The 23065-nt window shown below is 63.8% G+C and carries 21 protein-coding genes and 1 pseudogene; 12 read left to right on the plus strand and 10 right to left on the minus strand.

Annotation, left to right across the window (positions count from 1 at the left end; genetic code table 11):
• Window positions 1-64: 64 nt before the first annotated feature.
• On the plus strand, window positions 65-1132 hold the full coding sequence (locus PQ455_RS13225) for a sulfite oxidase (protein WP_273686558.1): 1068 nt from the start codon (window positions 65-67) through the stop codon (window positions 1130-1132).
• Window positions 1129-1641 carry an MgtC/SapB family protein gene (locus tag PQ455_RS13230; protein WP_063690133.1) on the plus strand — a complete coding sequence of 171 codons (513 nt, stop codon included), beginning with the start codon at window positions 1129-1131 and terminating at the stop codon, window positions 1639-1641. The genes PQ455_RS13225 and PQ455_RS13230 overlap by 4 nt, the downstream gene beginning before the upstream one ends.
• A gap of 572 nt (window positions 1642-2213) precedes the next feature.
• On the opposite strand, the gene PQ455_RS13235 is transcribed toward PQ455_RS13230, so the two are convergent.
• Entirely contained in the window at window positions 2214-3101 is an 888-nt protein-coding gene (locus PQ455_RS13235; protein WP_273686559.1) for a LysR family transcriptional regulator, read from the minus strand.
• A 90-nt stretch (window positions 3102-3191) separates the two neighbouring features.
• Here PQ455_RS13235 and PQ455_RS13240 point away from each other — a divergent pair, with 90 nt between their 5' ends.
• A complete protein-coding gene (locus PQ455_RS13240) occupies window positions 3192-4112 on the plus strand; it encodes an NAD-dependent epimerase/dehydratase family protein (RefSeq protein WP_273686560.1) in 921 nt (306 codons plus the stop codon).
• 4 nt (window positions 4113-4116) lie between these two features.
• Window positions 4117-4857, plus strand: coding sequence for an SDR family NAD(P)-dependent oxidoreductase (locus PQ455_RS13245; protein ID WP_273686561.1), 741 nt, complete (start codon window positions 4117-4119; stop codon window positions 4855-4857).
• An 81-nt stretch (window positions 4858-4938) separates the two neighbouring features.
• Here the strand turns inward: PQ455_RS13245 and PQ455_RS13250 are convergent, their stop codons facing one another.
• On the minus strand, window positions 4939-5643 hold the full coding sequence (locus PQ455_RS13250) for a helix-turn-helix transcriptional regulator (RefSeq protein WP_273686562.1): 705 nt from the start codon (window positions 5641-5643) through the stop codon (window positions 4939-4941).
• A 352-nt stretch (window positions 5644-5995) separates the two neighbouring features.
• Here PQ455_RS13250 and PQ455_RS13255 point away from each other — a divergent pair, with 352 nt between their 5' ends.
• Window positions 5996-9331, plus strand: coding sequence for a TM0106 family RecB-like putative nuclease (locus tag PQ455_RS13255; RefSeq protein WP_273686563.1), 3336 nt, complete (start codon window positions 5996-5998; stop codon window positions 9329-9331).
• A 46-nt stretch (window positions 9332-9377) separates the two neighbouring features.
• The gene (locus PQ455_RS13260) at window positions 9378-9638 is read left to right on the plus strand and encodes a hypothetical protein (protein ID WP_273686564.1); all 261 of its coding nucleotides are present in this window, start codon (window positions 9378-9380) and stop codon (window positions 9636-9638) included.
• A 95-nt stretch (window positions 9639-9733) separates the two neighbouring features.
• On the opposite strand, the gene PQ455_RS13265 is transcribed toward PQ455_RS13260, so the two are convergent.
• The 5 genes from PQ455_RS13265 to PQ455_RS13285 all read right to left on the minus strand — a co-directional run bounded on the left by PQ455_RS13265 (window position 9734) and on the right by PQ455_RS13285 (window position 13092).
• The gene (locus PQ455_RS13265; RefSeq protein WP_273686565.1) at window positions 9734-10216 is read right to left on the minus strand and encodes a DUF4142 domain-containing protein; all 483 of its coding nucleotides are present in this window, start codon (window positions 10214-10216) and stop codon (window positions 9734-9736) included.
• Between the two features lie 104 nt (window positions 10217-10320).
• A complete protein-coding gene (locus tag PQ455_RS13270) occupies window positions 10321-10464 on the minus strand; it encodes a hypothetical protein (protein ID WP_273686566.1) in 144 nt (47 codons plus the stop codon).
• 78 nt (window positions 10465-10542) lie between these two features.
• Entirely contained in the window at window positions 10543-11373 is an 831-nt protein-coding gene (locus tag PQ455_RS13275; protein ID WP_273686567.1) for an aldo/keto reductase, read from the minus strand.
• Window positions 11373-11942, minus strand: coding sequence for a peptidase S14 (locus PQ455_RS13280; RefSeq protein WP_273686568.1), 570 nt, complete (start codon window positions 11940-11942; stop codon window positions 11373-11375). The genes PQ455_RS13275 and PQ455_RS13280 overlap by 1 nt, the downstream gene beginning before the upstream one ends.
• 29 nt (window positions 11943-11971) lie before the next feature.
• Window positions 11972-13092, minus strand: a protein-coding gene (locus tag PQ455_RS13285) for an IS3 family transposase (protein WP_273686543.1) whose coding sequence is annotated in 2 segments (ribosomal slippage) — window positions 11972-12843 and window positions 12843-13092 — 1122 coding nt in all. Because the reading frame shifts where the segments join, the coding sequence is not laid out codon by codon here.
• Between the two features lie 280 nt (window positions 13093-13372).
• Here PQ455_RS13285 and PQ455_RS13290 point away from each other — a divergent pair.
• On the plus strand, window positions 13373-14668 hold the full coding sequence (locus tag PQ455_RS13290; RefSeq protein WP_273686570.1) for a zinc-binding metallopeptidase family protein: 1296 nt from the start codon (window positions 13373-13375) through the stop codon (window positions 14666-14668).
• Here the strand turns inward: PQ455_RS13290 and PQ455_RS13295 are convergent.
• Window positions 14650-15657 (minus strand): annotated as a pseudogene (locus PQ455_RS13295) (ATP-binding protein); the annotation flags it as partial. The gene PQ455_RS13290 and the pseudogene PQ455_RS13295 sit on opposite strands and share 19 nt — an antisense overlap.
• A 208-nt stretch (window positions 15658-15865) precedes the next feature.
• Between PQ455_RS13295 and PQ455_RS13300 the strand changes: the two are divergent.
• Complete coding sequence (locus PQ455_RS13300; protein ID WP_273686572.1) at window positions 15866-16591, plus strand: hypothetical protein; 726 nt, start codon at window positions 15866-15868, stop codon at window positions 16589-16591.
• On the opposite strand, the gene PQ455_RS13305 is transcribed toward PQ455_RS13300, so the two are convergent.
• The gene (locus tag PQ455_RS13305) at window positions 16506-18026 is read right to left on the minus strand and encodes an ATPase domain-containing protein (RefSeq protein ID WP_273686573.1); all 1521 of its coding nucleotides are present in this window, start codon (window positions 18024-18026) and stop codon (window positions 16506-16508) included. The genes PQ455_RS13300 and PQ455_RS13305 overlap by 86 nt on opposite strands.
• A 48-nt stretch (window positions 18027-18074) precedes the next feature.
• Window positions 18075-18797 (minus strand): Crp/Fnr family transcriptional regulator, encoded by a 723-nt coding sequence (locus tag PQ455_RS13310; protein ID WP_273686574.1) that lies wholly within the window; start codon window positions 18795-18797, stop codon window positions 18075-18077.
• Window positions 18798-19194: 397 nt separating this feature from the next.
• Here PQ455_RS13310 and katE point away from each other — a divergent pair, with 397 nt between their 5' ends.
• From katE to PQ455_RS13330, 4 genes are all read left to right on the plus strand, one after another.
• Window positions 19195-21375: a catalase gene (katE, locus tag PQ455_RS13315; RefSeq protein ID WP_273686575.1), complete on the plus strand. Its 2181-nt coding sequence runs from the start codon at window positions 19195-19197 to the stop codon at window positions 21373-21375.
• A complete protein-coding gene (locus PQ455_RS13320; RefSeq protein ID WP_273686576.1) occupies window positions 21368-21931 on the plus strand; it encodes an ankyrin repeat domain-containing protein in 564 nt (187 codons plus the stop codon). The genes katE and PQ455_RS13320 overlap by 8 nt, the downstream gene beginning before the upstream one ends.
• Before the next feature lie 194 nt (window positions 21932-22125).
• Window positions 22126-22614: an SOS response-associated peptidase family protein gene (locus tag PQ455_RS13325; protein WP_273686577.1), complete on the plus strand. Its 489-nt coding sequence runs from the start codon at window positions 22126-22128 to the stop codon at window positions 22612-22614.
• 109 nt (window positions 22615-22723) lie between these two features.
• The gene (locus PQ455_RS13330) at window positions 22724-23053 is read left to right on the plus strand and encodes a hypothetical protein (RefSeq protein WP_337958527.1); all 330 of its coding nucleotides are present in this window, start codon (window positions 22724-22726) and stop codon (window positions 23051-23053) included.
• Window positions 23054-23065: the final 12 nt, after the last annotated feature.

A 23065-nucleotide genomic window follows, 5' to 3' on the forward strand; every position in this document is an offset into this window, starting at 1 on the left:
GCCTTCGTCTGCGATTGTCTTACAGGCTTGCAGCGGTTCGCTCGCTCGTTGCGTTTGATGGTCCATGACTGAGATGATCGAGCGCAAACCAGATCCCTACAACGCCGAGCCGACGCCCGGCGCGCTGATCGAGCGGTTCCTGACGCCGCAGGCGCTGTTCTACGTACGCAGCCATGGTGCGGTGCCTGATCTGCCCGCCGATCACCGGATCGAGGTGAGCGGCACGAGTAGGGAAAGTCGCTTCTTCTCGGTGGAGGAACTGAAGAGCGCGTTTGCCACGCGCACGGTGACGGCGGTTCTCCAGTGCGCCGGCAACCGGCGCACGGATTTTCAGCAGGTTGCCAGGACGTCCGGCGATCCGTGGGATGTAGGCGCGATCGGCAATGCGGAGTGGACCGGTGTGCGGCTGTCCGACGTGCTGGATGCGGTCGGTGCGCTGGATGCGTCCGACCTGTTCGTGGCGTTCACCGGCGCGGACGAGGTGGACGTGGAAGGCGAGGAAGCATTGTTCGGGGTCTCGATCGCCATGGACAAGGCGCGGCAGCCCGACGTCCTCATTGCCTGGGCGATGAACGGCGAGCCGCTGACGCCCGAACACGGCGCACCGCTCCGCATGGTGGTGCCGGGCTATGCCGGGGTGCGGAGCGCCAAATGGCTGACACGGATCGAGGTGCGCGACACGCCATCCGGCGCACCGATCCAGGAGCACGACTACAAGCTCTTTCCCGCCGATGTGACGAGCGACACCGTCGACTGGAGCCAGGGTCTGACCATCAATGCCATGCCGCTCAACGCCGCGATCTGCGCGCCCAGCTCTGGCGAAAGCCTGCCGGCCGGGGAGGTGCGGATCGAGGGTTATGCCATTGCCTATGATCGCCGCATCTCTCGGGTGGAGGTGTCGGTGAACGGCGGTCGTGACTGGCAACAGGCGACGTTGGCACCTGATCCGGAGACGCACTGGGGCTGGCGGCGCTGGGCCTTCGACGCCATGCTCGCCAAGGGTCGCCAGCATCTTGTCGTGCGCGCCTTCGACGAGGCTGGACAGGGACAGCCCGACCGGCCGGACACGATGTGGAACTTCGCCGGCTATCTATGCACCGCTTGGCATCACGTGCACGTGCTGGTCGAATGATCGAAGCATCGGCGGCATCGGACATCGGCTTCTGGATCGACGCGATCGGCCGGCTGGTCGTGGCGACCGCGGCCGGGATGGTGCTCGGTTGGGAACGCTCGCGCGAGAACCGGCAGATCATGGGCTTGCGGACGCTGGGCCTGGTCGGTCTGGCGAGCTGCATCGCCGTGCAGGCGATCGTGCATAGTGGCTTGCCGAATGTGAACGCCGATGCCGCAGGACGGGCGATGCAGGGCATTCTGTCCGGCGTCGGTTTCATCGGTGCCGGCGCGGTACTGCGGGTCGGCCAGGGTCAGGAAGTACACGGACTGGCGACCGCCGCGTGCATCTGGGTCACAGCCACCATCGGCGCGGCAGCAGGGTTGGCGGTGTGGCCGCTCATCATCGGTGGGTTGAGCCTTGCGATGCTCGTACTGTTCGTGGGCGCTCCGCTGGAACGTCGCATTCGCGAACGCGCCAGGCTGACTCCGGCCGAGGCCGACAGGAAGGACGCCGAACGAAAGCCGTGATCCCGCTGGTCCTCTCAGTGCCTGTCGGCGCGGAGAAGCGGCCAGGCGCTATCAGGACACAAGCGCCGCATCTGCCTGGCGCCGGACTTCATCGGCTTTCGGATGCAACACGGCCGCGGGAAGATCGCTCACCGCACTATAGCAGATCTCGCCGACGGCCCATGTGACATGCCCCATGGTCCCGCTGGACGTGCTGGTCTGACCAGTGTCGCGAAGCTCTCGCCATCTGCTGGCGGGTCGTGACTAGGCGCTTGCCGGCCGGCAGTTTTGGGCAGGGCGAATGGCGGCTTCTGTGCGCGACCGTCGTTCCATGGCAAGTAAGGGAACGGCCGGAGGTGGTCGATAGCTTACCTCCGAACCATGCCGTGCCAGCACTCAAATTATCGGAAGCACCGAAGATTGCCGAACTGGCTCGGAATAGTCTTTTCCTTCGCGTAAAAAATCAAACCACGTTTCGGCTCGGACACATTCTGGCCAGCCGACGGAAGGTATCAAGCGAGGCGATTTTCGTTAGCTTTGGGTCGCAGGCTGGATTCGAACATCCGATTAAACGAAAATGAACCTGCGGTCCTTCAGCTGGCTTGCGAGAGGCGGTCCAGCAGCCAGCGCCCCGCTGGACCCGGCAGGGCATTCGACCGGTAGACCGCTTGGAAGGGCATTATGCCGGCCGCCGGCCCCTCAATGACGATGGGAACGAGACGGCCGGCTCCGATATCCTCCTCGACCAGCCAGCGCGGCATGTGTCCCCATCCGAGCCCTGCCCGAAGAAATGCCAGCTTTGCGCTGAGGTCGGACAAGCGCCAGATGTCCTTGCCCTGCACGCCGTAGTCGGTCCCATCCGTCAAACAGGACCGGTCGGTGAGCACCAGCTGGGTCTGACCCAGAAGCATGCGCAGAGGAACGACGCCTTCCGACCGCGCCAGTGGCGAGCCGGGGGCAACGACGGTTACGATCTGCTCCGTCATGAGAGGGGTCGCAGCCAGACTTGGCGGAGGAAACGGCAGCGTGCCGGTTATCCCCATGCTGCACACGCCATCGAGAACGAGTTGGGCAACAGCTCCGAGTGCCTCCACGTGCAGCCGCAGCGGCGTGGACGGAAATGTCCGCTTGAAGTCGAGCACGCCAGCCGTCAGCTGCGGCTGGGGGAACATGACGTCGACGACGATCGCCAATTCGGCTTCAAGACCCTCAGCCAGGCTTCGCGCCCGCGCCCGCATCTGATCGGCATCGGTGACGATGCGGCGCGCGTCGTCGAGCAGGCTGGAACCCTGCGCGGTCAGGACCGGATAGCGCCCGATGCGCTCGAATAGCGCGACCCCGAGCTGGCCTTCCAGGTTGGCGATCGTCTGACTGACGACCGACTGCGCCCGGCCCAGCGTCCGACCCGCAGCTGAGAAGCTGCCACCGTCAGCCGACGCTACGAAGGTGCGGAGTTGATCGAGGGAAACCCCGTTAAGCATCCATCGGCTCCATAGATAGAAGATATCAAATTATATAGGCTAATACGAGACATCATCGCAACCGACATGCCTTTTCGAAGGAGCATGTCATTGCCAACGGCATTCATCATCGGCGCTACCGGCTTCGTGGGCGGCGGCATCGCGCGGCATTTGATCTCATGCGGCTGGCAGGTCCGGGGCCTGGCCAGATCGCCGACCGCGCTCAAGCAGCTTCAGGATGCCGGCATCGACCCCATCGTCGGAAATCTCGAGCACGAGTTCGACGCCGTGTTGTCGGCGTCACGAGCTCACGACGTGACCTTGTATGCCGCCCAGATTGACCCAGCAGCGGAGCAGATGACAGTCGCGAGGCTGCTCTCAGGCCTCGCTGACAGCCGTCGCAACTTCATCTTCCTATCCGGTTCGGGAGTGCTGTGTCAGCGGACCAAGGGTGCCTGGAGTGCCGACAGCTTTTCGGAAGCGGAGGCGTTCCAACCGGAGCCGCTGGCGGAACAGCGGGCGGCGACTGAGCGGCTCGTCCAGGCGGCATCGAAGCGTGGACTGCGGGCGATGGTGATCCGTCCCCCGCAGATCTGGGGCCCGGGCGATCACGGACACGTCTCGATGGTTTACCGGTCGGTCTCCGCGACAGGCGCCGCATGCTACGTCGGAAATGGCCTCGCGACGTATGGCCATGTCCACATCGAAGATGTCGCCACGCTCTTCGTGCGCGCGACCGAAGTTGGGGAGCCGGGCGCGCTTTACCATGGCGTCGCCGGTGAGGTGCCGAACCGCTGGATCGCGGAAGCGGTGGCTCGCGATCTCGGCGTGCCGCTCCGATCCATTTCGATGGAGGAGGCGGCCGCAGTCTGGGGCGACTTCGGCGCCTTGATAATGAGCGTCTCCAGCCGGATCCGCGACGCCTCCACGCGTGCCGCGCTGCGATGGTCGCCGCGCTACGCCGACATGCTTTCCGAGATCGGTGAGCCGCGCCTGCGCGCCCTCGCCGCCAACGTCACAACCAAGGAGTGAAGTTATGAAAACCCATCAAGGAAAGGTCGCGATAGTGACCGGCGGTCGCCAAGGGATTGGCCGCGGCATCGCTGAACTGCTGGCACAACGTGGCGCGACGGTCGTGATCGTCGGACGGGAGGATGCGACAAGCGTCGCGGAAGCGCTTGGCGCTGACGCCCTCTCCTTGACCGCCGATGTTTCCGACGAGGCGGGTTGGGCTAACGTAGCCGAAGAGGTCGCTCGTCGGTTCGGAAAGGCAGATATCCTCGTGCACGCTGCCGGGATCTATCCTGTCGCTACAATCGACGAGATGACGCTCGACGCTTGGCATCAGGTGTTCGCGGTGAATCTCGACGCCCACATGCTGGGCGCCCGAGCGATTGCGCCACTGATGCGGAAGGCGGGCGGCGGAGCCATCGTCGCCATCGCGTCCGATGCGGTCGGCCTCGTCACTCCGCCAGGGATGGGCTTCTCGCACTACGTCGCTTCAAAGATGGGTGTCGTCGGCTTGGTCCGTGCCCTCGCCAACGAGCTTGCGGCGGACAACATCATCGTCAACGCGGTGCACCCGGGGATCACCGACACCGAAGGCGCCAGCGGCATGCCTGACGAGCAGAAGGCGCAGGTCTACATGACACAGGCGATCAAGCGGCTAGGCAAGCCAGCGGACATTGCAGGACCTGTCGCCTTCCTCACCAGCGATGACGCCCGGTTCGTGACCGGACAGACGCTGGCTGTCGATGGTGGATTGATGAGGCTCTGAGGCATGTCGGGAGGGCGGACGAGAGAGACGCCAAGGTCCGCCCTCACCCATCCATGCTGGCCTGATCTCATCGTTGGAGGGTCACGGCAGCGCGGCGAACCTGCGCTGGTGTCCCTCGACCATGTCGCTCAACGCCCTCGGTGCGAGCACTTCGACGGAGTCGCCCCAGGAGTAGAGGTGCCACGTCATCTCCAGATGCCCTGACGCTTCAAACCGCACGATGAGCGATCCGTCGTCGAGCTCCTCGGTCGTCTGCTTCGGGTGGAAGACATATCGACGTGCCCGCGCGGCGGCGTCCGGCTTGAATCGCCACGCGACCTCTCCGAACTCCCTCTCGCTTTCGTAGGAACCGAAGCCCTTCTCGGCGTGCTTCTTGAGATTGAAGCCGGGATCGATCTCGAAGGTTTCATCCAACAGCTCGGCCTTGTAGATCTCCTCTACCCGATAGTGCTGAAGGTTGGCCTTCGGGCCCTTGGCGGCGTCGCGCGCGACGAGATACCTGCGGACCCCGAGAAGCAGCCCGTGCGGTGCTACGACGCGCTCCTTGGGCGCCTCATCCTCGCGTTTTCGGTAGAGGATGCGAAGCAGGTTGCAGCCCTTGAGCGCCTCATAGATCGCATCCACCACGTGTTCATCGCCCGCAGGCCTGGGTCCCGGGCGGGCTGCATGACCCAACGCCTCGAGAACGGCCTCCTTGTCGACATCGAGCCGCGTGCCCTGCTCGGGCGGAATGAGAGCTTTGACTTTCCGCTCTAAGCTGCGCGCTCGAGATGCTTCCTGCTTCATTCCAGCGCGATCGAGCTGATTTATAGCCTCAGCAAGAGCAACAAGTTCGTCTGAAGATGGTGTAAGAAGGTGAGCTATATGTCGGGCGGGGATGGACCACCGAGCGCGCCGGTCATCCCCAATTCGATATTCGGTTTGGGGAAACGCTGCCTGCAGCGCGACTGTCATCCTTTGCGCCGTACGCTCCGAGCACGCAAATTCTTCTGCGATATCTTCCACGGTGACACCACGACGGCCTGTCGCGAGCATCGCAAGTCTAAGAAGCTCCTGCGCTTTCGAAAATGCCATGATACAAGCTCCCCGACAGCTTTTGACACCCACGCATGCTATGTCAGTGAAAAGGGTGGTGTCGATGCGTGTAACTGACGGCGGGTTGCGACTGTCCGCGTCCGATCTGATGAGGTTCAAGGGATGCCGTCACGCATCGACGCTCGATCTACGGCTGATCGAGATCGGCGATCTGACGCCCTGCGCGGACGGTGAGGAAGCCGAGTTGCTGCAGCGGCAGGGGGACGCGCACGAGCTAGCCTTCCTCGAGGAGCTCCGCTCGTCTGGTCGAACGGTGGTCGAGATCCCCAAGGACGGCATTTCACTCGAGAAGTCGGTCGGACTCACGGCGGATGCCATGCGCCAAGGCCCCGACATCATCTTCCAAGGTGCGCTTCTTGGCGGTGTGTGGGGAGGCTATTCCGATTTCCTCCAACGCGTCGACACCCCTTCAGGACTGGGGGAATGGTCGTACGAAGTCGTCGACACCAAGCTCAAGCGGAAGCCTGATCCTAAGCACGTCCTTCAGCTCTCCCTGTATTCCGACCTCATTGCCGAGGTTCAGGGTGTTCGCCCGGAAGCCGCCCATCTCCAGCTCGGGGACGGGTCGCGTTTCACGGTCCGTCTGGGTGACGTGTCCTCGTACGCGCGGCACGCCCGCGCCGTGTTCGAGGTCTTCCTACAGGAGCGTCCCGCGACCCGGCCCGATCCCGTCTCGAGTTGTAGCCTCTGCAGATGGCGGGAACACTGCCACTCGGAGTGGGAGAGGCTTGACAGTCTCTCGCTGGTCGCCGGCATCACGAAGTCGCAGCGCCGCAAGATCGAGGCGGCCGGAGTGACCACGCTCGCCGGGCTGGCGGATGCCGATGCCCGGATCCCGAAGCTCTCGACCGAGACCCAGTCCCGCCTGCGGGTTCAGGCTCAGCTCCAGAGACGCCGCCGGGCGGGCGGCGCTCCCGGCTTCGAACTGCGTGACTTCGAGCCCGGCAAGGGGTTGGGACTGCTGCCCGAGCCCGATGACGGCGATCTCTTCTACGACATCGAGGGCGACCCCTATTACGAGGGTGGGCTCGAATACCTTCACGGTGTCCGGTTCCGTGAGGGCGAGGACTGGGCATTCCGGGCCTTCTGGGCCCACGACCGCGAGGCCGAAGGCCGATCCGTCGCCGAGCTGCTAGATTTCTTCGTAGCGCATCTGCGCCGCCACCCGAAGGCGCGAATCTATCACTACGCGAACTACGAGATCGCTGCGCTCCGGCGCCTGACCTCGGAGCACCGGGTCGGCGAGGCGGCGATGGACCAGCTGCAGCGCGAGAGGCGCTTCGTCGATCTCTTCAAGGTTGTCTCTGGATCCCTCATCGCTTCGGAGAAGGGCTACTCGATCAAGGACCTCGAGGCCTTCTACATGCCGAAGCGCGATGCCGACGTGGCCACGGCCGGCGCGAGCGTTGTCTTCTACGAGAACTGGCGCGAGTCGGGCGATGATGGCCTTCTCGAGAAGATCTACGACTACAACAGGACGGACTGCATCTCGACGCAGCTTCTGCGCGACTGGCTCGTAAGCGACGTGAGGCCTGCTGAGATGCCTTGGCCTCAGCTCGGCGAGATCTCCGACGCTGGCGCCTTGGCCAACGTCGATGCCGAGGACGCCGAGGTCGCGGCTCTGCGGGCGAGGCTCGCGCCGGTCGGCGAACGTCTCGGCGACGGAGTCGCAGAGCTGCTTCTGGACCTGAACTTCTTCCACAAGCGGGAGGACAAGCCCGCATGGTGGGCGATCTTCGATCGTCTCGCGCAGGAAAGCGAGGAATTGATCGACGACCTCGAGTGCATTCAAGGACTGGAGGCCGTCGGCGAGGCCGTGAAGGTGACCGCCAAGTCGTTCGAGCGCACCTACAGATTCCCCACGCAGGAGACGAAGCTGCGCGCCGGCAAGAAGCCCTGCGTGAAGCCCGCAGCGATGCCCGAGGACGTTGACCTTCGCGAGATCGATGTGACGGCGGGAACGCTCGTGCTGCGCCGATCGAGTGCGAAGGGCGCGCTTCCTGACAAGCTCGATCTGATCCCGGGAAAGCCGATTGCCAACGCGACGCTTCGGACCGCCGTTGCCGCTGTGACCGAGGCCGTAATCCAAGACAGCGGCACGACTGCAGCGGTCGAACATCTCCTCACGCGTGCCGCTCCGCGGTTCGTCGACGGCTCTCGCCCTGAAGGCATCATCGACGAGACCGGAGATCTCCCCAGTCAGACGAGCGCCGCCATCGGTGCGATGGACGGCACGACGCTTGCGATTCAGGGGCCGCCGGGGACGGGCAAGACCTATGTCAGCGCGCTTTCGATCCTCGACCTTGTGCGGGCCGGCAAGCGTGTCGGCGTCTCGTCGAACAGCCACAAGGCGATCGGCAATCTTCTTGAAGCGGTCGCGGATCGCGCGCTTGCGGAGGGTGCGCGCTGCCGTGTCGTGCAAAAGGCCAACGATGAAGGCGACGACGACCGACATCCCGGCATCTCCCTCGTGTCAGCCAACGATGCTCCCGAGATCGCGACCGCCGACGTCGTCGGGGCTACTGCTTGGCATTTCGCCAGATACGAGGCGCCTGCCTTCGACTATCTCTTCGTTGACGAGGCGGGGCAGGTCTCGCTCGCCAACATCGTCGCTATGTCGCGAGCAGCCAGGAACATCGTGCTGGTCGGGGATCCCATGCAGCTGCCGCAGCCGCTTCAGGGATCGCATCCCGGCCGGAGCGGAGAGTCTTGTCTGGAATACCTGATCGACGGCCACCGTGTCGTGCCTGCGGATCGGGGGATCTTCATGCCGGTGAGCCGACGCATGCACCCCGCCGTCTGCAGCTTCATCTCAACCGCAGTCTACGAGGACCGGCTCCACTCCGACGACGCAGCCGGCCGACAGGATCTCAGGCTCACGACGGGGCATTCGCTCATCGGTGCGGGGGTTCGCGCTGTCTCTCATGTCGGACGATCGCAGGTTTGTCCGGAGGAGATCGCGGCCGTTCGCGACCAGATCAAGGCGCTGGTCGGGTCGACCTACCGGAGCCGCGATGGCTCCGAGAGGGTTACTGACTACGCCGACATCCTCGTTGTGGCACCCTATAACGCACAGGTGAACGCCCTTCGTGCGGCGCTTCCCCAGCAGGTCCGGGTCGGAACGGTGGACCGCTTCCAGGGGCAGGAGGCTCCGGTCTGTCTCGTGTCCATGGCGACGTCGAGCGGCGAGGAGCTACCCCGGGACATCGAGTTCCTGTTCTCGCTCAACCGGATCAATGTCGCGGTCTCCCGCGCTCAGGCGGCAGCCATAGTATTCGCCAGCCCGCTGCTGCTCGAAACGCCGTGCCGGTCGGTGCAGGAGATGTCGCTCGTCAACGCGCTCTGTCTCCTGCGGGAGCACGGGGGTGACAGCTTTTGACGTGCCCGCGTGAGAAACCCTTCTTGTCGAAGAAGGAGACAGTGACATGGGTTTCTCGGACATCGGACTGCGCCACATCGTCGACGTTGACGGTCAGCTCCTTGGGATCGACGCCGGTGTGATCGACACCAGCGCGCTTCTCGCCCGCGCGAACCGGCCCAGCGATCGGCAGCTCTGGGTGGTGAGGGCGGGAGAGCGTTTCCTGCTCCAGTCGAAGCAGCGAATTCACCTGTCCGAGGACGAAGTCCTGTTCTTCGAGACGACGGCCGTGAACAGCTGGCACGCCGCGAACCTGCTCGCTGCCTGACCGCCCGATCACGGAACGCAAAGGCCGCCAGACGCGGTGATCGCGAGTGGCGGCCCTTATCTGCTCTGCGGTTGCAAGACCGCGAAGCGGCTGGATTAGAGGGTCGGCAGCATGGACGCATGCATCTCGACGACCGGCACGATCTTGGCGGCGGTCATCTTGAGGTGCGTGGCGGAGCCGTTCGCCGAATAGTCCTTCATGAGCGCCAAGGCTTCGGCATGCGCCGCCTTCTGCTGCTTCACGTAGAGCTCGTCCTTGGTCTTGCCCGCCGGGACTGCCTTCAGCGCCGTCAGGTCGGTACGCTGTGCCACCGTCAGGGATGGCGCCTTAAGCGCGAGGCCGTCGGCTTTCGCCGCGGCTGTGACCATCTTCGTACTCTTTGTGTGGTCCGTGATCATCTTCGTGGCGAACTTGCTGATCGTCGGGTTCTTCGACGTCGCCATGAGCTTCGCGGAGTCTATTTCGAACGTATCGGACGCGCCTGCCTTTTCGACGAACTCGGAAGGCTTGGGCGTTTCGGCATAGGCGGCCGACGCGACGAACCCTAGCGTGAGCGTCGCGGTGAGAAGTACTTTCATGATCATCCCCTACAAAGAACTATCGCAACGCGTCGCGCGGCATTTTGTTCGACAGCGCGCCGATAACTGATTTAGGTTAGTCCTTGTCTTATCTCGGTCCGAAGTCATCGCTTCTTGGCCGCGGCACCCTTCTTGCCGAGTTCGGACTGCGCCGCCGACGACTTGCGTGGATTCTTTTCGCCGTCTTTGGCCGCCTTTGCGTTGGCACGCTTCGCAGTCTCGCTTCCGTGCCCCTTCTTCTCCGCCATGAGCATTTTCCCGTCCCGGAACCTGAGTTTTGGAATGAACGCGCAACGCGATCGCAATCTCCGCGCATCTCGCCGGAGCTAGAGCATCTCCAACGGCCCGGGCTTCGTGGGCCGCGGAAAGGATTTTTCTAGCTCAATCATGTCCGCTTCATCCAAGGTCAGTTCCGGGGCGCAGCAAATCTCTCGGACGTGGGCGCGCTTCGCCGCTTTCGGGATCGCGATCATACCAGGCGTCCGAAGGAGCCACGCAAGGGCTACCTGGACGGGCGTCACTCCCCTCCTGCGAGCCATGTTCTCGAGCGCGGGGTGGTTTAGCAGACGTCCCTGCTCGACGGGGCTGTAGGCCATTACGGGAATGCCTCGCCTCGAAAGCCAGGGGAGCAGTTCGAATTCGGGTCCACGCCGGCTCAGATTGTAGAGGATCTGGTCGGTGGCGCACGCTCCACCGCCGACCGCGACCAGCTCCTCCATGTCGTCGATATCGAGGTTGCTCACGCCCCAACGCAGGATCTTCCCAGCCTGGACGAGGCGTTCCATCGCCTCGACCGTCTCGGCGAGCGGCACGCTACCGCGCCAGTGAAGCAGATAGAGATCCAACCGGTCGGTGCCGAGCCGATCGAGGCTCGCCTCGCAGGCTTTGGCGATGCGGGCGCGGGAGGCGTTCTGCGGATAGGCCTTGCTGACGAGGAAGACCTCGTGCCTCCGGCCGCGGATCGCCTCGCCGACCACCCTTTCGGCACCTCCGTCGGCATACATCTCGGCCGTGTCGATGAGGGTCATGCCCTGGTCGACCCCGAAGCGAAGAGCGTCGATCTCTTCGTCCCGCAAGGCGTCGGACTCGCCCATGTTCCAGGTGCCTTGTCCAAGCGCCGGAACGTTGGTGCCATCCGGGAGGCTGGCGGTCCTCATCAGATCACCGCAGCGACGAGGCCGAGCTGCTGCGCCTCGCTCGCTTCGATGTACCAGTTCGAAGGTGCCTTCTCGAGCAGTTCATCCATCGTGACGCGGGAGCCGGCGATGAGGTTCTCGAACCCCTCGTTCTGGATCGCGATCGATGCCTCGATCTCGTGGAGGGTGGCCTTCACGGTGGCAATGCAGGTCGTCAGCGGTCCATCGATCGCGAGCTGCTTCGAGAGCTTCCGCTCGTGGATCATCAGCCTCGTGCCGCGCGTGAGGTAGCGGTTCTCGGGCGCGAAGAAGCTCATGAAGGTGGTGCCAGCCGAGTAGATCGCGGCCTTGCCGAGGAAGACGATGCGCCGGCCGGGTTCGAGTTCGCTGTGGAACCGGACGTCTTCGCCCATCATGCGAGCCACCTCGGGGTCGCCTCCGAGGGTCGATAGCTCAACCACGATCAACCCCTCCGCCGGTGCACCTGCGAGTTGGTCCCTGAAGCTCTTGTACATTTCGTAATCGACCCCGCCGGAAAGCAGGATGACGGGATCTTTGAAGTCGTGTGCGGTCAGCGTTTCGGTGGCCATGTCGATTCCCATTGACCTGCTCCCCGTTTTCATGCCGCTGATAAGTTAGCTTCGGTGTCCTCATGCCCCTGGCGGGGGCGGTTGGTAAACTCGGCGGGCGCCATGCCGCCGAGGCTGCTGTGCGGACGCACGGTGTTATAGTCTGTCCGCCATGCCTCGATGATCCGTCTCGCCGCAGCCAGCGAGGAGAACAGGTGCTCGTTCAGGCACTCGTCGCGCAAGCGACCATTGAAGCTCTCGACAAAGCCGTTCTGCTGCGGCTTGCCCGGCGCGATGTAATGCCACTCCACGCCCGTGTCCTGGCACCAGGCGAGGACGGCGTGACTGGTCAGTTCGGTCCCGTTGTCGCTGACCACCATGCATGGCAGCCCACGACGCTCGGCGATGGCCGTCAGCTCCCGCACGACACGCCGCCCTGACAGCGAGGTATCGACGATGCAGGCCAGGCACTCCCGGCTGTAGTCGTCGATGACATTGAGCAGGCGGAACCGCCGGCCGCAGGCCAATGCATCCGACACGAAGTCGAGCGACCAGCGCTGGTTGGGTTCCTGCGGAATCGCCATCGGCGCCCGCGTGCCCAACGCTCGTTTTCGGCCGCCGCGCTTTCGCACCGTCAGCCGCTCCTCGCGATACAGCCGGTACATCTTCTTCAGGTTCATGCCCTTGCCTTCACGCCGGAGCAGGACCGCCAGCCGGCGATAACCGAACCGACGACGCTCGTTGGCGATCTCGCGCATCCGTTCGCGCACAGCGTCGTCCTTCCCGCGAAGCGGCTCATATTGCCATGCCGACCGGTTGACCCCGATCAGTCTGCAAGCGCGACGCTCGGAGAAGCCGTGGTCGGCCATCAGCTTCTCCACCGCAGCGTAGCGATCCACAGACCGGGTCAGTTTTTTCCCAGCAGATCCTTCAGCGCCGACACGTCCAGCATCGACTCCGCCAGCAGCTTCTTCAGCCGACGGTTCTCATCCTCGAGCGTGCGCAACCGCGCCGCCTCCGACACGGTCATGCCGCCGTACTTCGCCTTCCAGTTGTAGAACGTCGCATCGCTGATGCCATGCTTCCGGCATAGCTCGGCGGTCTTCACGCCCGCCTCGTGCTCACGCAGCACGCCAATAATCTGGTCCTCGGTAAAACGGCCTCGACGCATCGCTCGTCTCCATCTGACGAGCTAACCTACCAATGGCATGATTTCCGGGGAGCAGGTCACCATGATTCAATGGGGCTCGGAAACGCTCTCGGCAGACAATGGAGCCATCAGCGAAGCAAATCGAAATCGCGTCTTCGGACCAACCGGTTCGGTGACCGAAGGCACGTTTGGTTTGGCGACGTTGTCGGAACGGCAATCGTACTAATCCAGGTTACACTCAGGCACGGAATGGGCGCGAAGGCGTTCGGCGCCAAGTTTCTGGAAAACGGGGTCCGACACGATGCGTCCTTACGAATGCCCAAACTGCAGTCGTCCCACCCATTTTGAGGTGCGCGTCTGCCCGAATTGCGAGTTTACGCTCGGCTATGATCCGGCGAGCGATCAGCTCCTCTTCCTCGGGGACAATGCAACGACGTGGCGTGATGCTCAGAACGAGCAGCATGCCGTGGTCGTCTGCCAGAACAACAACGAGTATCAGATTTGCAATTGGCTCGTTCCTGCGGTGGGCGATCAGCCGCTGTGCCTTGCCTGCAAGCACAACCGTACCATCCCGGATCTGACTGCGCCAAGCGTTCCGGAGCGGTGGGCGAAGATCGAAGCGGCGAAGCGTCGGATGCTTCACACCGTGCTGCATCTCAACCTTCCGTGCGAGACCGTTGCCGAGGCCGAGGCGAACGGCACGCAGCCGGGTCTCGCATTCGACTTCCTGTATGATCCGGTCGGCGAGGAAACCGGCACGGTTCAGATTACTACCGGCCATGAAGCGGGCCTGATCACCCTCAACTTGATCGAAGCGGACGATGTCCAGCGAGAGAAGATGCGGACGTCGCTGGGCGAACCCTACCGCACGCTTCTCGGCCATTTCAGGCATGAGGTAGGCCACTATTACTGGTCGCGGCTGATCGAGAACACGCCGGAGGTCGAGGGCTTCCGCGCCGTCTTCGGCGACGAGCGGATCAGCTACGAGGAGGCCATGGGTAAGCACTACGGCGGCGGCGAGGGTGGCGGCTGGACCAGCGACTTCGTCTCAGCCTACGCCACGATGCACCCCTGGGAGGACTTTGCGGAGACCTTCGCGCACCTCCTGCATATCATGGATACGCTCGCGACCATCCAGGGGTTCGGGATGCGGATGACCGAATGGCCGGGCTCGGAGGATCAGCCCGCCGTGGACTTTGATCCCTATCACGCCGAGACGACCCAGCTGGTCTCCGAGTGGGGACCGTTCGCATTCGCCGCGAATGCAATAAACCGGGCGATGGGCCAGCCCGACCTCTATCCCTTCCGGCTGACGGACCCGGTCGTGCGTAAACTGGACTACGTCAATCGGCTCGTTCAGCGCGCGTGTCGGGTTGACATCGTCCAAGAGGACCGGTGCTGGCCGCAGCATGACCTGCCGGGCGGTGGACGGGAAACGGACGCCGCCCAGAATGCCGGTCAATTCGGTTGGACCTGTGTTACGCCCCCGTCCTGCCGGGAAAGCAGGTCGCTCATGCGTGCGGCAAGTTCGACCTGCCGGAACGGCTTAGGGAGCTTCGTGACATCGGCAGGAATGTCCTCGGCCGCATTGGCATAGCCCGTGATGAGCAGCGTCGGCAGATCCAGACCTTCGCTGCGGATCTCTTGAATCAGCTGGGCACCGGTCTTCCCAGGCATTAGGTAGTCCGTGACGAGTGCTTCGGCCTCAAGGCCGTCACGCAGTAGGGTGATGGCCTGTGCCGCTGAGGACACTTCATGCACGGTGTAGCCGATGTCGCGGAGCATGTCGGCCGTGGCACTCCTGACCAGGTCCTCGTCGTCTACTAGCAGGATCTGGGCATCCCGAGCCGCCTTTATCGGCTCATGCCCCGACGTGACGAGCGAACTTGCCGACTCTTCGGACGCCGGCAGCCAGAGCGAGATGGTCGTTCCCTCGCTGAGTACGCTCGAAAGCTGCAGCGTCCCGCCTGATTGAGCTGCCAACCCGTGGACCATTGAAAGACCGAGACCGGTCCCCTTGCCGACGCCCTTCGTGGAGAAGAAGGGCTCGATCGCCCTTGCAAGTGTAGCCTCGTCCATCCCCGTGCCGGTGTCGGAAGCCACGACCCGGACGTATCTGCCCGCCCGAAGGCCAGGCACTTCTTGTTCCGCCACGTCGACGGTTGCGGCCGATAGGGTCAACCGGCCCCCGTTTGGCATCGCGTCGCGCGCATTGATTGCCAGATTGAGCAACGCCAGCTCAAGCTGGTTGGGATCGACCCGTGCTGGTGCCAGCCCGTCCGGCACGTCGAATATGATGTTGATCGTTGGACCGAGCGATCGCCTCATCAGATCCGAGATGCCGTCGATCAGTGCTCCGATGTTTACTGCCGAGGGTTGAAGCGTTTGTCGGCGCGCGAAGGCGAGCAGCCGCTGCGTCAGCGTCGATGCCCGCTCGGCCGCCTGTAAGGCGCCCGCGACGAGTTTTTGATCGCGCGTGTCGTCTCCAATCCGTCTGCGCAGGATATCCAGGCTACCGACGATGGGTGTGAGGAGATTGTTGAAGTCGTGCGCCACGCCGCCGGTCAGCTGCCCGATGGCATCCATCTTCTGCGCCTGCGCCAGTTTGGCGTCTGCCTCCTTGCGCGCGGTTATGTCCGAGACGACACCGGTCAGACGCGTGGCCTTCCCATGCGCGTCGTGGCGAGCACGGCCTTGCAGGGCGATCCATCTGAGATCGCCGCTGGCAGCGGTGATTTGAAACTCGATCCCCAAGCCGCTCTTCGCGGGCGCCACCTCGAACGCGGCTGCCACCGTGGCGCTCACTCAAGACGACGTGCGAGATCAGTCGCTTGAGATCGAATTCCTGTTGGAACTCGTCGTACCCAAATATCTGATCGTGGCGGATGGTGCGATCGATCCGCCCCGTGGCGAGATCCATGTCCCAGTTGCCCATCCCCGCAGCATCGAGCGCGACCTCCAAGGTTTCGCGGGCGGCCTCAAGCTGCGCGGTTCGATCGTCGACGGACTTTTCGAGCGTCGCAGCGAACGCGCGGATTTCATACTGGCGCCGACGCGCCTTGATCGCCGAGCGGATGGCCCCGACCATTGCGTCAGCGTGGAGCGGGCGTTCGAGGAGGATTATGTTCCCGAGGTCATCGAGCCGCATCGTCGCCAGCGCGCTCCGAGGGGCCTTGTCCCCATTCGCGAGGACGACGAACGGGAGGTCGGACCATGTCGGCTGGCTGGTGATCCATTGCATAAGGCTGCCGCGGTCGCCGGTCGCGAGAGCTTCCTCGGTGATCAGCGCCGTTCCGGCTCCGTTTTGCAGCTCGCCGACGAGCGAAGCCAGATCGCTGCAGGTGAGACAGTCGAAACCGTGCCGCCGCAGGAGGTCGGAAGCGATCTGGGCGTCACGACCCCTCGGGGCGAGGATGAGTACGCGGAGTTCCATGTCAGGCTTCGGCGGCGGCTTGTTGTCCGCCGGCGCCCTGTCCCATCAGGACGCCTCCGTCGCCGCGAAACTTGGGCGAACCGGTAAGCACGCCTTGGAATTCGCGGAGCGGATCCCCGAGGGTGAGCCCAGCCACATCGATCCGGAATTCGCGGATAGTGCGTTCATGCCGCGTGGTGCGCGTCTTGATCACGGAGATCGCCTGACGAACCTCGCCGTTTGCCTCGAAGAAGCGCTGCTGGACGACGGTGTCTGCGAGGTAGCTGATGTCGATGTCGGTGCGCATGTCCCCGACAACCCCGTGCTGCCCGAGGATGAGCAGCGTCGCGACGCCACTCTGACCAAGGTAGGCCAGGAGCTCGTGCATCTGGAGCGTCAGGAACTTCTCGTCCGGCATCGCCTGCAGGTAGGCGTTGAGACTGTCGATCACGATCGTGCGGACGCCGTCGCCCTCAACGGAGTCCTTGACGGCACCCGCGAACTCGCCGGGTGACAGCTCGGCAGGATCGATCGCCCTGATCATCAGCTTGCCGGAGTCGATGTATGGCCGGAGGTCCATTCCAAGCGCCGTGCAGCGTTTGAGTAGGGTCGGAAGACGCTCGTCGAACAGGAAGTACCCGGCGCTTTCGCCGCGTTCGAGGGCCGCGACCATGCATTGGACCGCGAGCGTGGTCTTCCCGACGCCGGCGGGCCCACTGAGGAGCGTGGCGGTCCCCGGGACCAAACCACCCCCGAGCAGCGAATCGAACTCTGCTGAGCCCGTCGACACGATCGTGTCGGGGACCTCGACGGGATGGTCGGCGGCGACGAGGCGGGGGTAGACCTTCAGCCCACCCCGCTCGATCTCGAAGTCGTGATAGCCGCCGCGGAAGCGGATGCCGCGCATCTTCACCACGTGCAGGCGACGGCGCTGGGCGCCGAAACCCGACAACGTCTGCTCGAGGGCGATCACTCCGTGGGCGATGCTGTGCAGTTGCAGGTCGCCCTCGTCCGAGCTCTTGTCGTCGAGGACGAGCACCGTGCACTGCCGGGTGGCGAAGAAGTGCTTGAGCGCCAGGATCTGACGACGGTAGCGGATCGGACTCTGAGCAAGAAGCCGGAGCTCGGACAGGCTATCCAACACCAATCTGCGAGGGCGGAGCTCGTCGACCTTCGCCATGATGTTGCGGACGGTCTCGCCCAGTTCGACCTCGCTCGGATGCAGCAGCGTCTGCTCCTGATCGTCCGAGAAGCCAGCCTCCGGCACCATCTCGAAGATCGTCAGCGGTGAGAGCGACCAGCCATGCGTGCGGGCGGCGGCGTGCAGTTCGGCCTCGGTTTCAGAAAGCGTGATGTAGAGGCCGGCCTCTCCCACGCTGGCACCTGCCAACAGGAAACCAAGGCCCAGCGTCGTCTTGCCCGTGCCGGGCGTCCCCTCGATTAGATAGAGCCGCTCGGGAGTGAGACCGCCGATCAGAACGTCGTCCAGCCCAACGATGCCGGTCGATGCCGGCGGAATGGCCTGATCGTCATTCTCTGTCACGTGAGATGCTCCCTGGAGTGGGTTCTGGGTGTCTGGTGAGGATTGCCCTCACGTAGTCGTTTCGGGCACGATATAGAGGTAGTTGGACTTGAACTGACCGCGACGGGCTAGAGCTTCTGGATCATCGATCTGAACGAGCCCGGATCGGAACACGCAGAGGCGTTCCTCCCGCAGCGACCGCATCACCCGGTTCACATGAACGCTGGTGAGGCCGCAAATCTCCGCAAGGTCGTTCTGCGTGATCCCAAAGGCGTATCGGTGTCCGTCGCTCAGGCCGACCGCCATGAGCCTGAGGTTGGTCTCCGAAAGAAAGTGCGCGACCCGACCGATCGCGTCGAGGCGGCCGAGGCGAAAAAGCCAGGCCCTATGGATCGCGGCGTCGAGGACCGTCGCGAACCAGAGCTTCTTGGTGAGTGCCGGCATCTCGTCGTTGATCGCCTGCAGCGCGGTGTGCGGGAAGATGGCCGTGCTGGCCGGTGTTAGCGTCGAGACGTTATGATCGAGCGACTTGAGCGGATAGGCGTGCAGGTCGACGAAATCGCCGGGGACGTGAATCGCCACGAGCTGCCGCAGGCCGCGCTCGTCGTCGATGTATCGGCACATGTATCCTTCGAGCAGGAGGGTGCTGTGATCAAGGACCTGATCAGCCTGCACCACCAGCGTGCGCGAGCGCAGCTGGTTCACGCCTGCGATTGATCCCTCGAGGCGTTCCCTTTCTTCGGTGGTTAGTTCGATGTGCCGGCGGCTCTGGAGGAAGCGGGTGGTCAGCATTGGCGCGTCCCTCCCCTCAGAGCGCAGACAGCGTCTCGCCCTTCGAAGGTGGGAGCGCGTTGGAAGAGTGAGGCGATCGCAGGGGGGTGATGGTCCTGCACTGATCGAAGTCAGCTAGCGGCATTCCGAATCCTGTAGGGTCGGTATGCCGGAACGGCCGACCGATGTTTTTGCGGCCATATCCACACCGTTAAGCCCCCGTCTCACAAGCATATTCGTTACAACCGAGATTAGTTTTAGGGGCCCGGATGCAACCCTCGGACGACGCCGACTCTTTGAGCTTCAGGCGTATCGGGGCGGGCTCTCGACCTCGGTGTTTGCCTTTCATCCGGCAGGCTTTGCGGCATCATGAAGCCGCCGCCTTCCTGCGCGTGATCCAGATTAAGGACGTTCGACAATGGCGAAACCCGCACCTTCCGGCTCGACGAAAAAGGCCGGAGAAACGCCCAAGAAGGCTACGAAGACGCCGCCGGAAGCGAAGGTGGAGACCAGCTTCGCGGAGACCCAGGGATCAGGCGGAGAGACCCATCAGGTGGCCGAGGGCGACGTCGCCGTCCTCACGACGCAGCAGGGCGTCCCCGTCGCCGACGATCAGAACAGCCTCAAGCAGGGTGCGCGTGGTCCGACCCTCCTGGAGGACTTTCACTTCCGCGAGAAAATCTTCCACTTCGATCACGAGCGCATTCCTGAGCGCGTCGTCCACGCGCGTGGCTACGCAGCCCACGGTTTCTTCGAGCTGACCGACAGCCTCGCCGACGTGACCCGCGCGGACATCTTCCAGCGGGTCGGCGAGCGCACTCCGGCCTTCGTGCGCTTCTCGACGGTCGCCGGCTCGAAGGGTTCACCCGATCTTGCGCGCGACGTCCGCGGCTTCGCGGTCAAGTTCTACACTAAGGAGGGCAACTGGGATCTCGTCGGGAACAACATCCCGGTCTTCTTCATCCAGGATGCGATCAAGTTCCCCGATCTGATCCATGCGGCGAAGCCAGCGCCGGACCGGGCCTTTCCGCAGGCGCAGACGGCGCACGACAATTTCTGGGACTTCATCAGCCTGACGCCCGAGAGCATGCACATGATCATGTGGATCATGTCGGATCGCACGCTCCCTCGGTCCTTCCGGACGATGGAGGGCTTCGGCGTCCATACGTTCCGACTGCTGGACGCTGATGGCCGCTCGACCTTCGTCAAGTTCCACTGGAAGCCCAAGGCCGGTCTCCAGTCCGTCGTCTGGAACGAGGCGGTCAAGATCAACGGCGCGGATCCCGACTTCCATCGCCGCGATCTCTGGGACGCGATCAATGCGGGCGACTTCCCCGAATGGGAGCTCGGCGTGCAGCTTTTCGACGAGGAGTTCGCGAATTCGTTCGACTTCGACGTCCTGGACTCCACGAAGATTATCCCTGAGGAAATCCTTCCGGTCCGGATAGTCGGCCGGCTCGTCCTCGACCGGGTCGTCGACAACTTCTTCGCCGAGACCGAGCAGGTCGCCTTCTGCACGCAGACCGTGCCGCCGGGGATCGACGTCTCGAACGATCCGCTGCTGCAGGGCCGCAACTTCTCGTATCTCGACACGCAGCTTAAGCGTCTCGGTGGTCCCAACTTCACGCACATACCGATCAACGCTGCCAAGTGTCCCGTTTCGAACTTCCAGCAGGACGGGCACATGGCCATGACCAATCCGAAGGGGCGCGCGAACTATGAGCCCAACACCTGGGGTCCCGTGGCGGGCGGGCCGCGGGAGGATCCGGTCAAGGGCTTCCGCAGCTATGCTGCCGAGCCGGACGGGCCGAAGCTGCGCATCCGGCCCGAGAGCTTCGCGGACCACTACAGCCAGGCCCGCCAGTTCCTGCTCTCGCAGGAGCCGATCGAGCAGAAGCATATCGGCGACGCGCTGGTCTTCGAGCTTTCCAAGGTCGAGCGGCCCGACATCCGGTCGAGGGTGGTCTCGCATCTCGTGAACATCGACGCTGACCTGGCGGCTACCGTTGCCGATGGTCTCGGCATGCCGGTGCCGGAAGCGGCGCAGGCGGCTCGACCGACCAACACGGATCTGGCCCCATCCGCCGCTCTCAGCATCGTGAGGAACGGGCCCAACGCGTTCGCGGGCCGGAAGGTCGGGATCCTCGTGACCGACGGCACCGACGCGAAGCTCTTCGCCGCGCTTACCGCAGCCCTGGACGCGGAGGATGCGCTGTTCGAGGTTGTGGCGCCGAAAATCGGTGGTGCGACGCTTTCGGACGGCACGCTGCTTGCGGCGAAGCAGAAGATCGACGGCGGCCCGTCGGTACTCTTCGACGCGATCGCGGTCCTGCCGTCGGCGGAGGGCGCTGCTCTTCTCGCGGTCGACGCGCCGGCGAAGGACTTCGTCACGGATGCCTTCGCCCATTGCAAGTTCATCGGCATCGGGCCGAAGGCGGAACCGCTCTTCCAGAAGGCCGGCCTGATCGACGATCTGGACGAGGGCTGCATGCCCTTGACCGGCGCGAAGGATGTCGCGTCGTTCGTGGAGGCCTGCGGCGCCCTTCGCTTCTGGCCGCGCGAGCTCAACGTCGATCTCGACGCGCAGCCCGATGCCTGACGGCGAACTGCCCCCGCTGCCGTCGGTGGAACGTCTTCAGGAACTCCTGTCCGATGCGGCCAGATTGGGCCGCACGGACATGGTGGAACCGCTCCTGGCGGCAGGGGCGGATGTCGATGCGAAGGACGGATCGGGCTACACACCCCTGATCCTGGCGACCTACAACAACCGGCTTGAGACCGCACTCGCTCTGCTGTCGGCTGGCGCGGACGTGGATGCGCAAGACGGCGGCCGCGGCAATACCGCGCTGATGGGAGTGGCCTTCAAAGGCTACTGTGACATAGCGCGGGTTCTGATGTCGGCCGGCGCTGACGTGGAATGCCGCAACAATGCCGGTCAGACTGCGCTGATGATGGCCTCCCTGTTCGGTCATTCCGAGATCGCAGCGTCGCTCCTGGCGGCCGGCGCCGATCCTGATCGCGTCGATGCGGCGGGCAATTCCGCGCGCTCGGTTGCCGCGGCCCAGCGCAACGAGCGTATGGTGGAGCTGTTGGCCGGAGACACGCGAACCGAATCCAGTGCCGGCGAGATGACGGCGGCGGACCGGACGGCTTGAACCAACGCAGGGTGTGCTTTGACTCCTCGTGCATCCGCAGACTATGTTCTTCCTACGTTCCAGAACACGGCCATTCCGATATGTCCAGGATTCACATATTTGCCAGAGGTGCGAAGGACACGGCCTCTCTGTTCGACGCTGACCTGTCGGACGATATCGAGCTATCGTCCGAGACGACCGAAGGAGCGCTAGGAATGGCGATCATCGAGGCAGGCGGGCGGCGTCGACTGAAGGCCATGGATTGGGGCTTCCCGCGACAGACGCGCGAAGTGCGCGCGCATGGAGATCCGCCATCGCGCGTCGGGCTCGTTGCTGACCTTACCAATCCGATGTGGAGCAGTCTCGTCGTCGACACACGATACCGTTGCCTCATCCCGTTGTCCCACTTTGCCAATCCCGATGGTCATCAGGGTTCGAAGACGCGGACTTGGTTCTCGATCCAAGACTGCCCTAGCGTGGCCTGGGCATGCTTCTGCCGCAATGTGCCGGAATACGGACCGGTCTACGCCGGCATGACGATGACTGCGAACGCCGCCGTGATGCCGACGAACGATCGGATGCCGGTGGTTACTCGATGCGAAGGAGCAGGAATGCTGGCTGCGAGAGCCGATAGACGACGTTCTTCGCTTCCAATTTCGCGAACCAATGGCGGCCGATCGGATAGTGGTCGAGCGCACGGATGATCCTTGGCGAAGTGGTATCCTATCGCGTTCGGCCAGACCGCAATTCAGCTTGTTCTGATCGTGCTGAGTCGGGCAGTTCATGTCGTCTGAGGTCGGTATGCGATATCCCGTGACTCCCGACGGTCGATATTTCGTCGTGCGTGGACGCCTATGGCGCACCTCCAACCCGAACCTGTCCGAGGCGGATCGGCAGAAGCACGTCAATGCGCTGATGGACGCGCGCCGTGACGTCGGACAGGCGATGCGGGCGAAGGACGACGTGGCGGTCAAACGCGCTCGGAAGTCCGTGGAGGTCGCGAAGACGGCGTTGGGTGAGCGGGGCCCGGTCTGGTGGGACGATGGGGCACCCGACTGCAACAGGCACATGGCACGCAACACGAGCTACGCCGACTGGTTCGACGAGCTGCCGGCGACCGCGAAGGCAGCGCAGGACGACTGACCAGCCCAAATG

It is taken from the genome of Sphingomonas naphthae (assembly GCF_028607085.1).
In the GTDB taxonomy this organism is placed as follows: Bacteria; Pseudomonadota; Alphaproteobacteria; order Sphingomonadales; family Sphingomonadaceae; genus Sphingomonas_Q; species Sphingomonas_Q naphthae.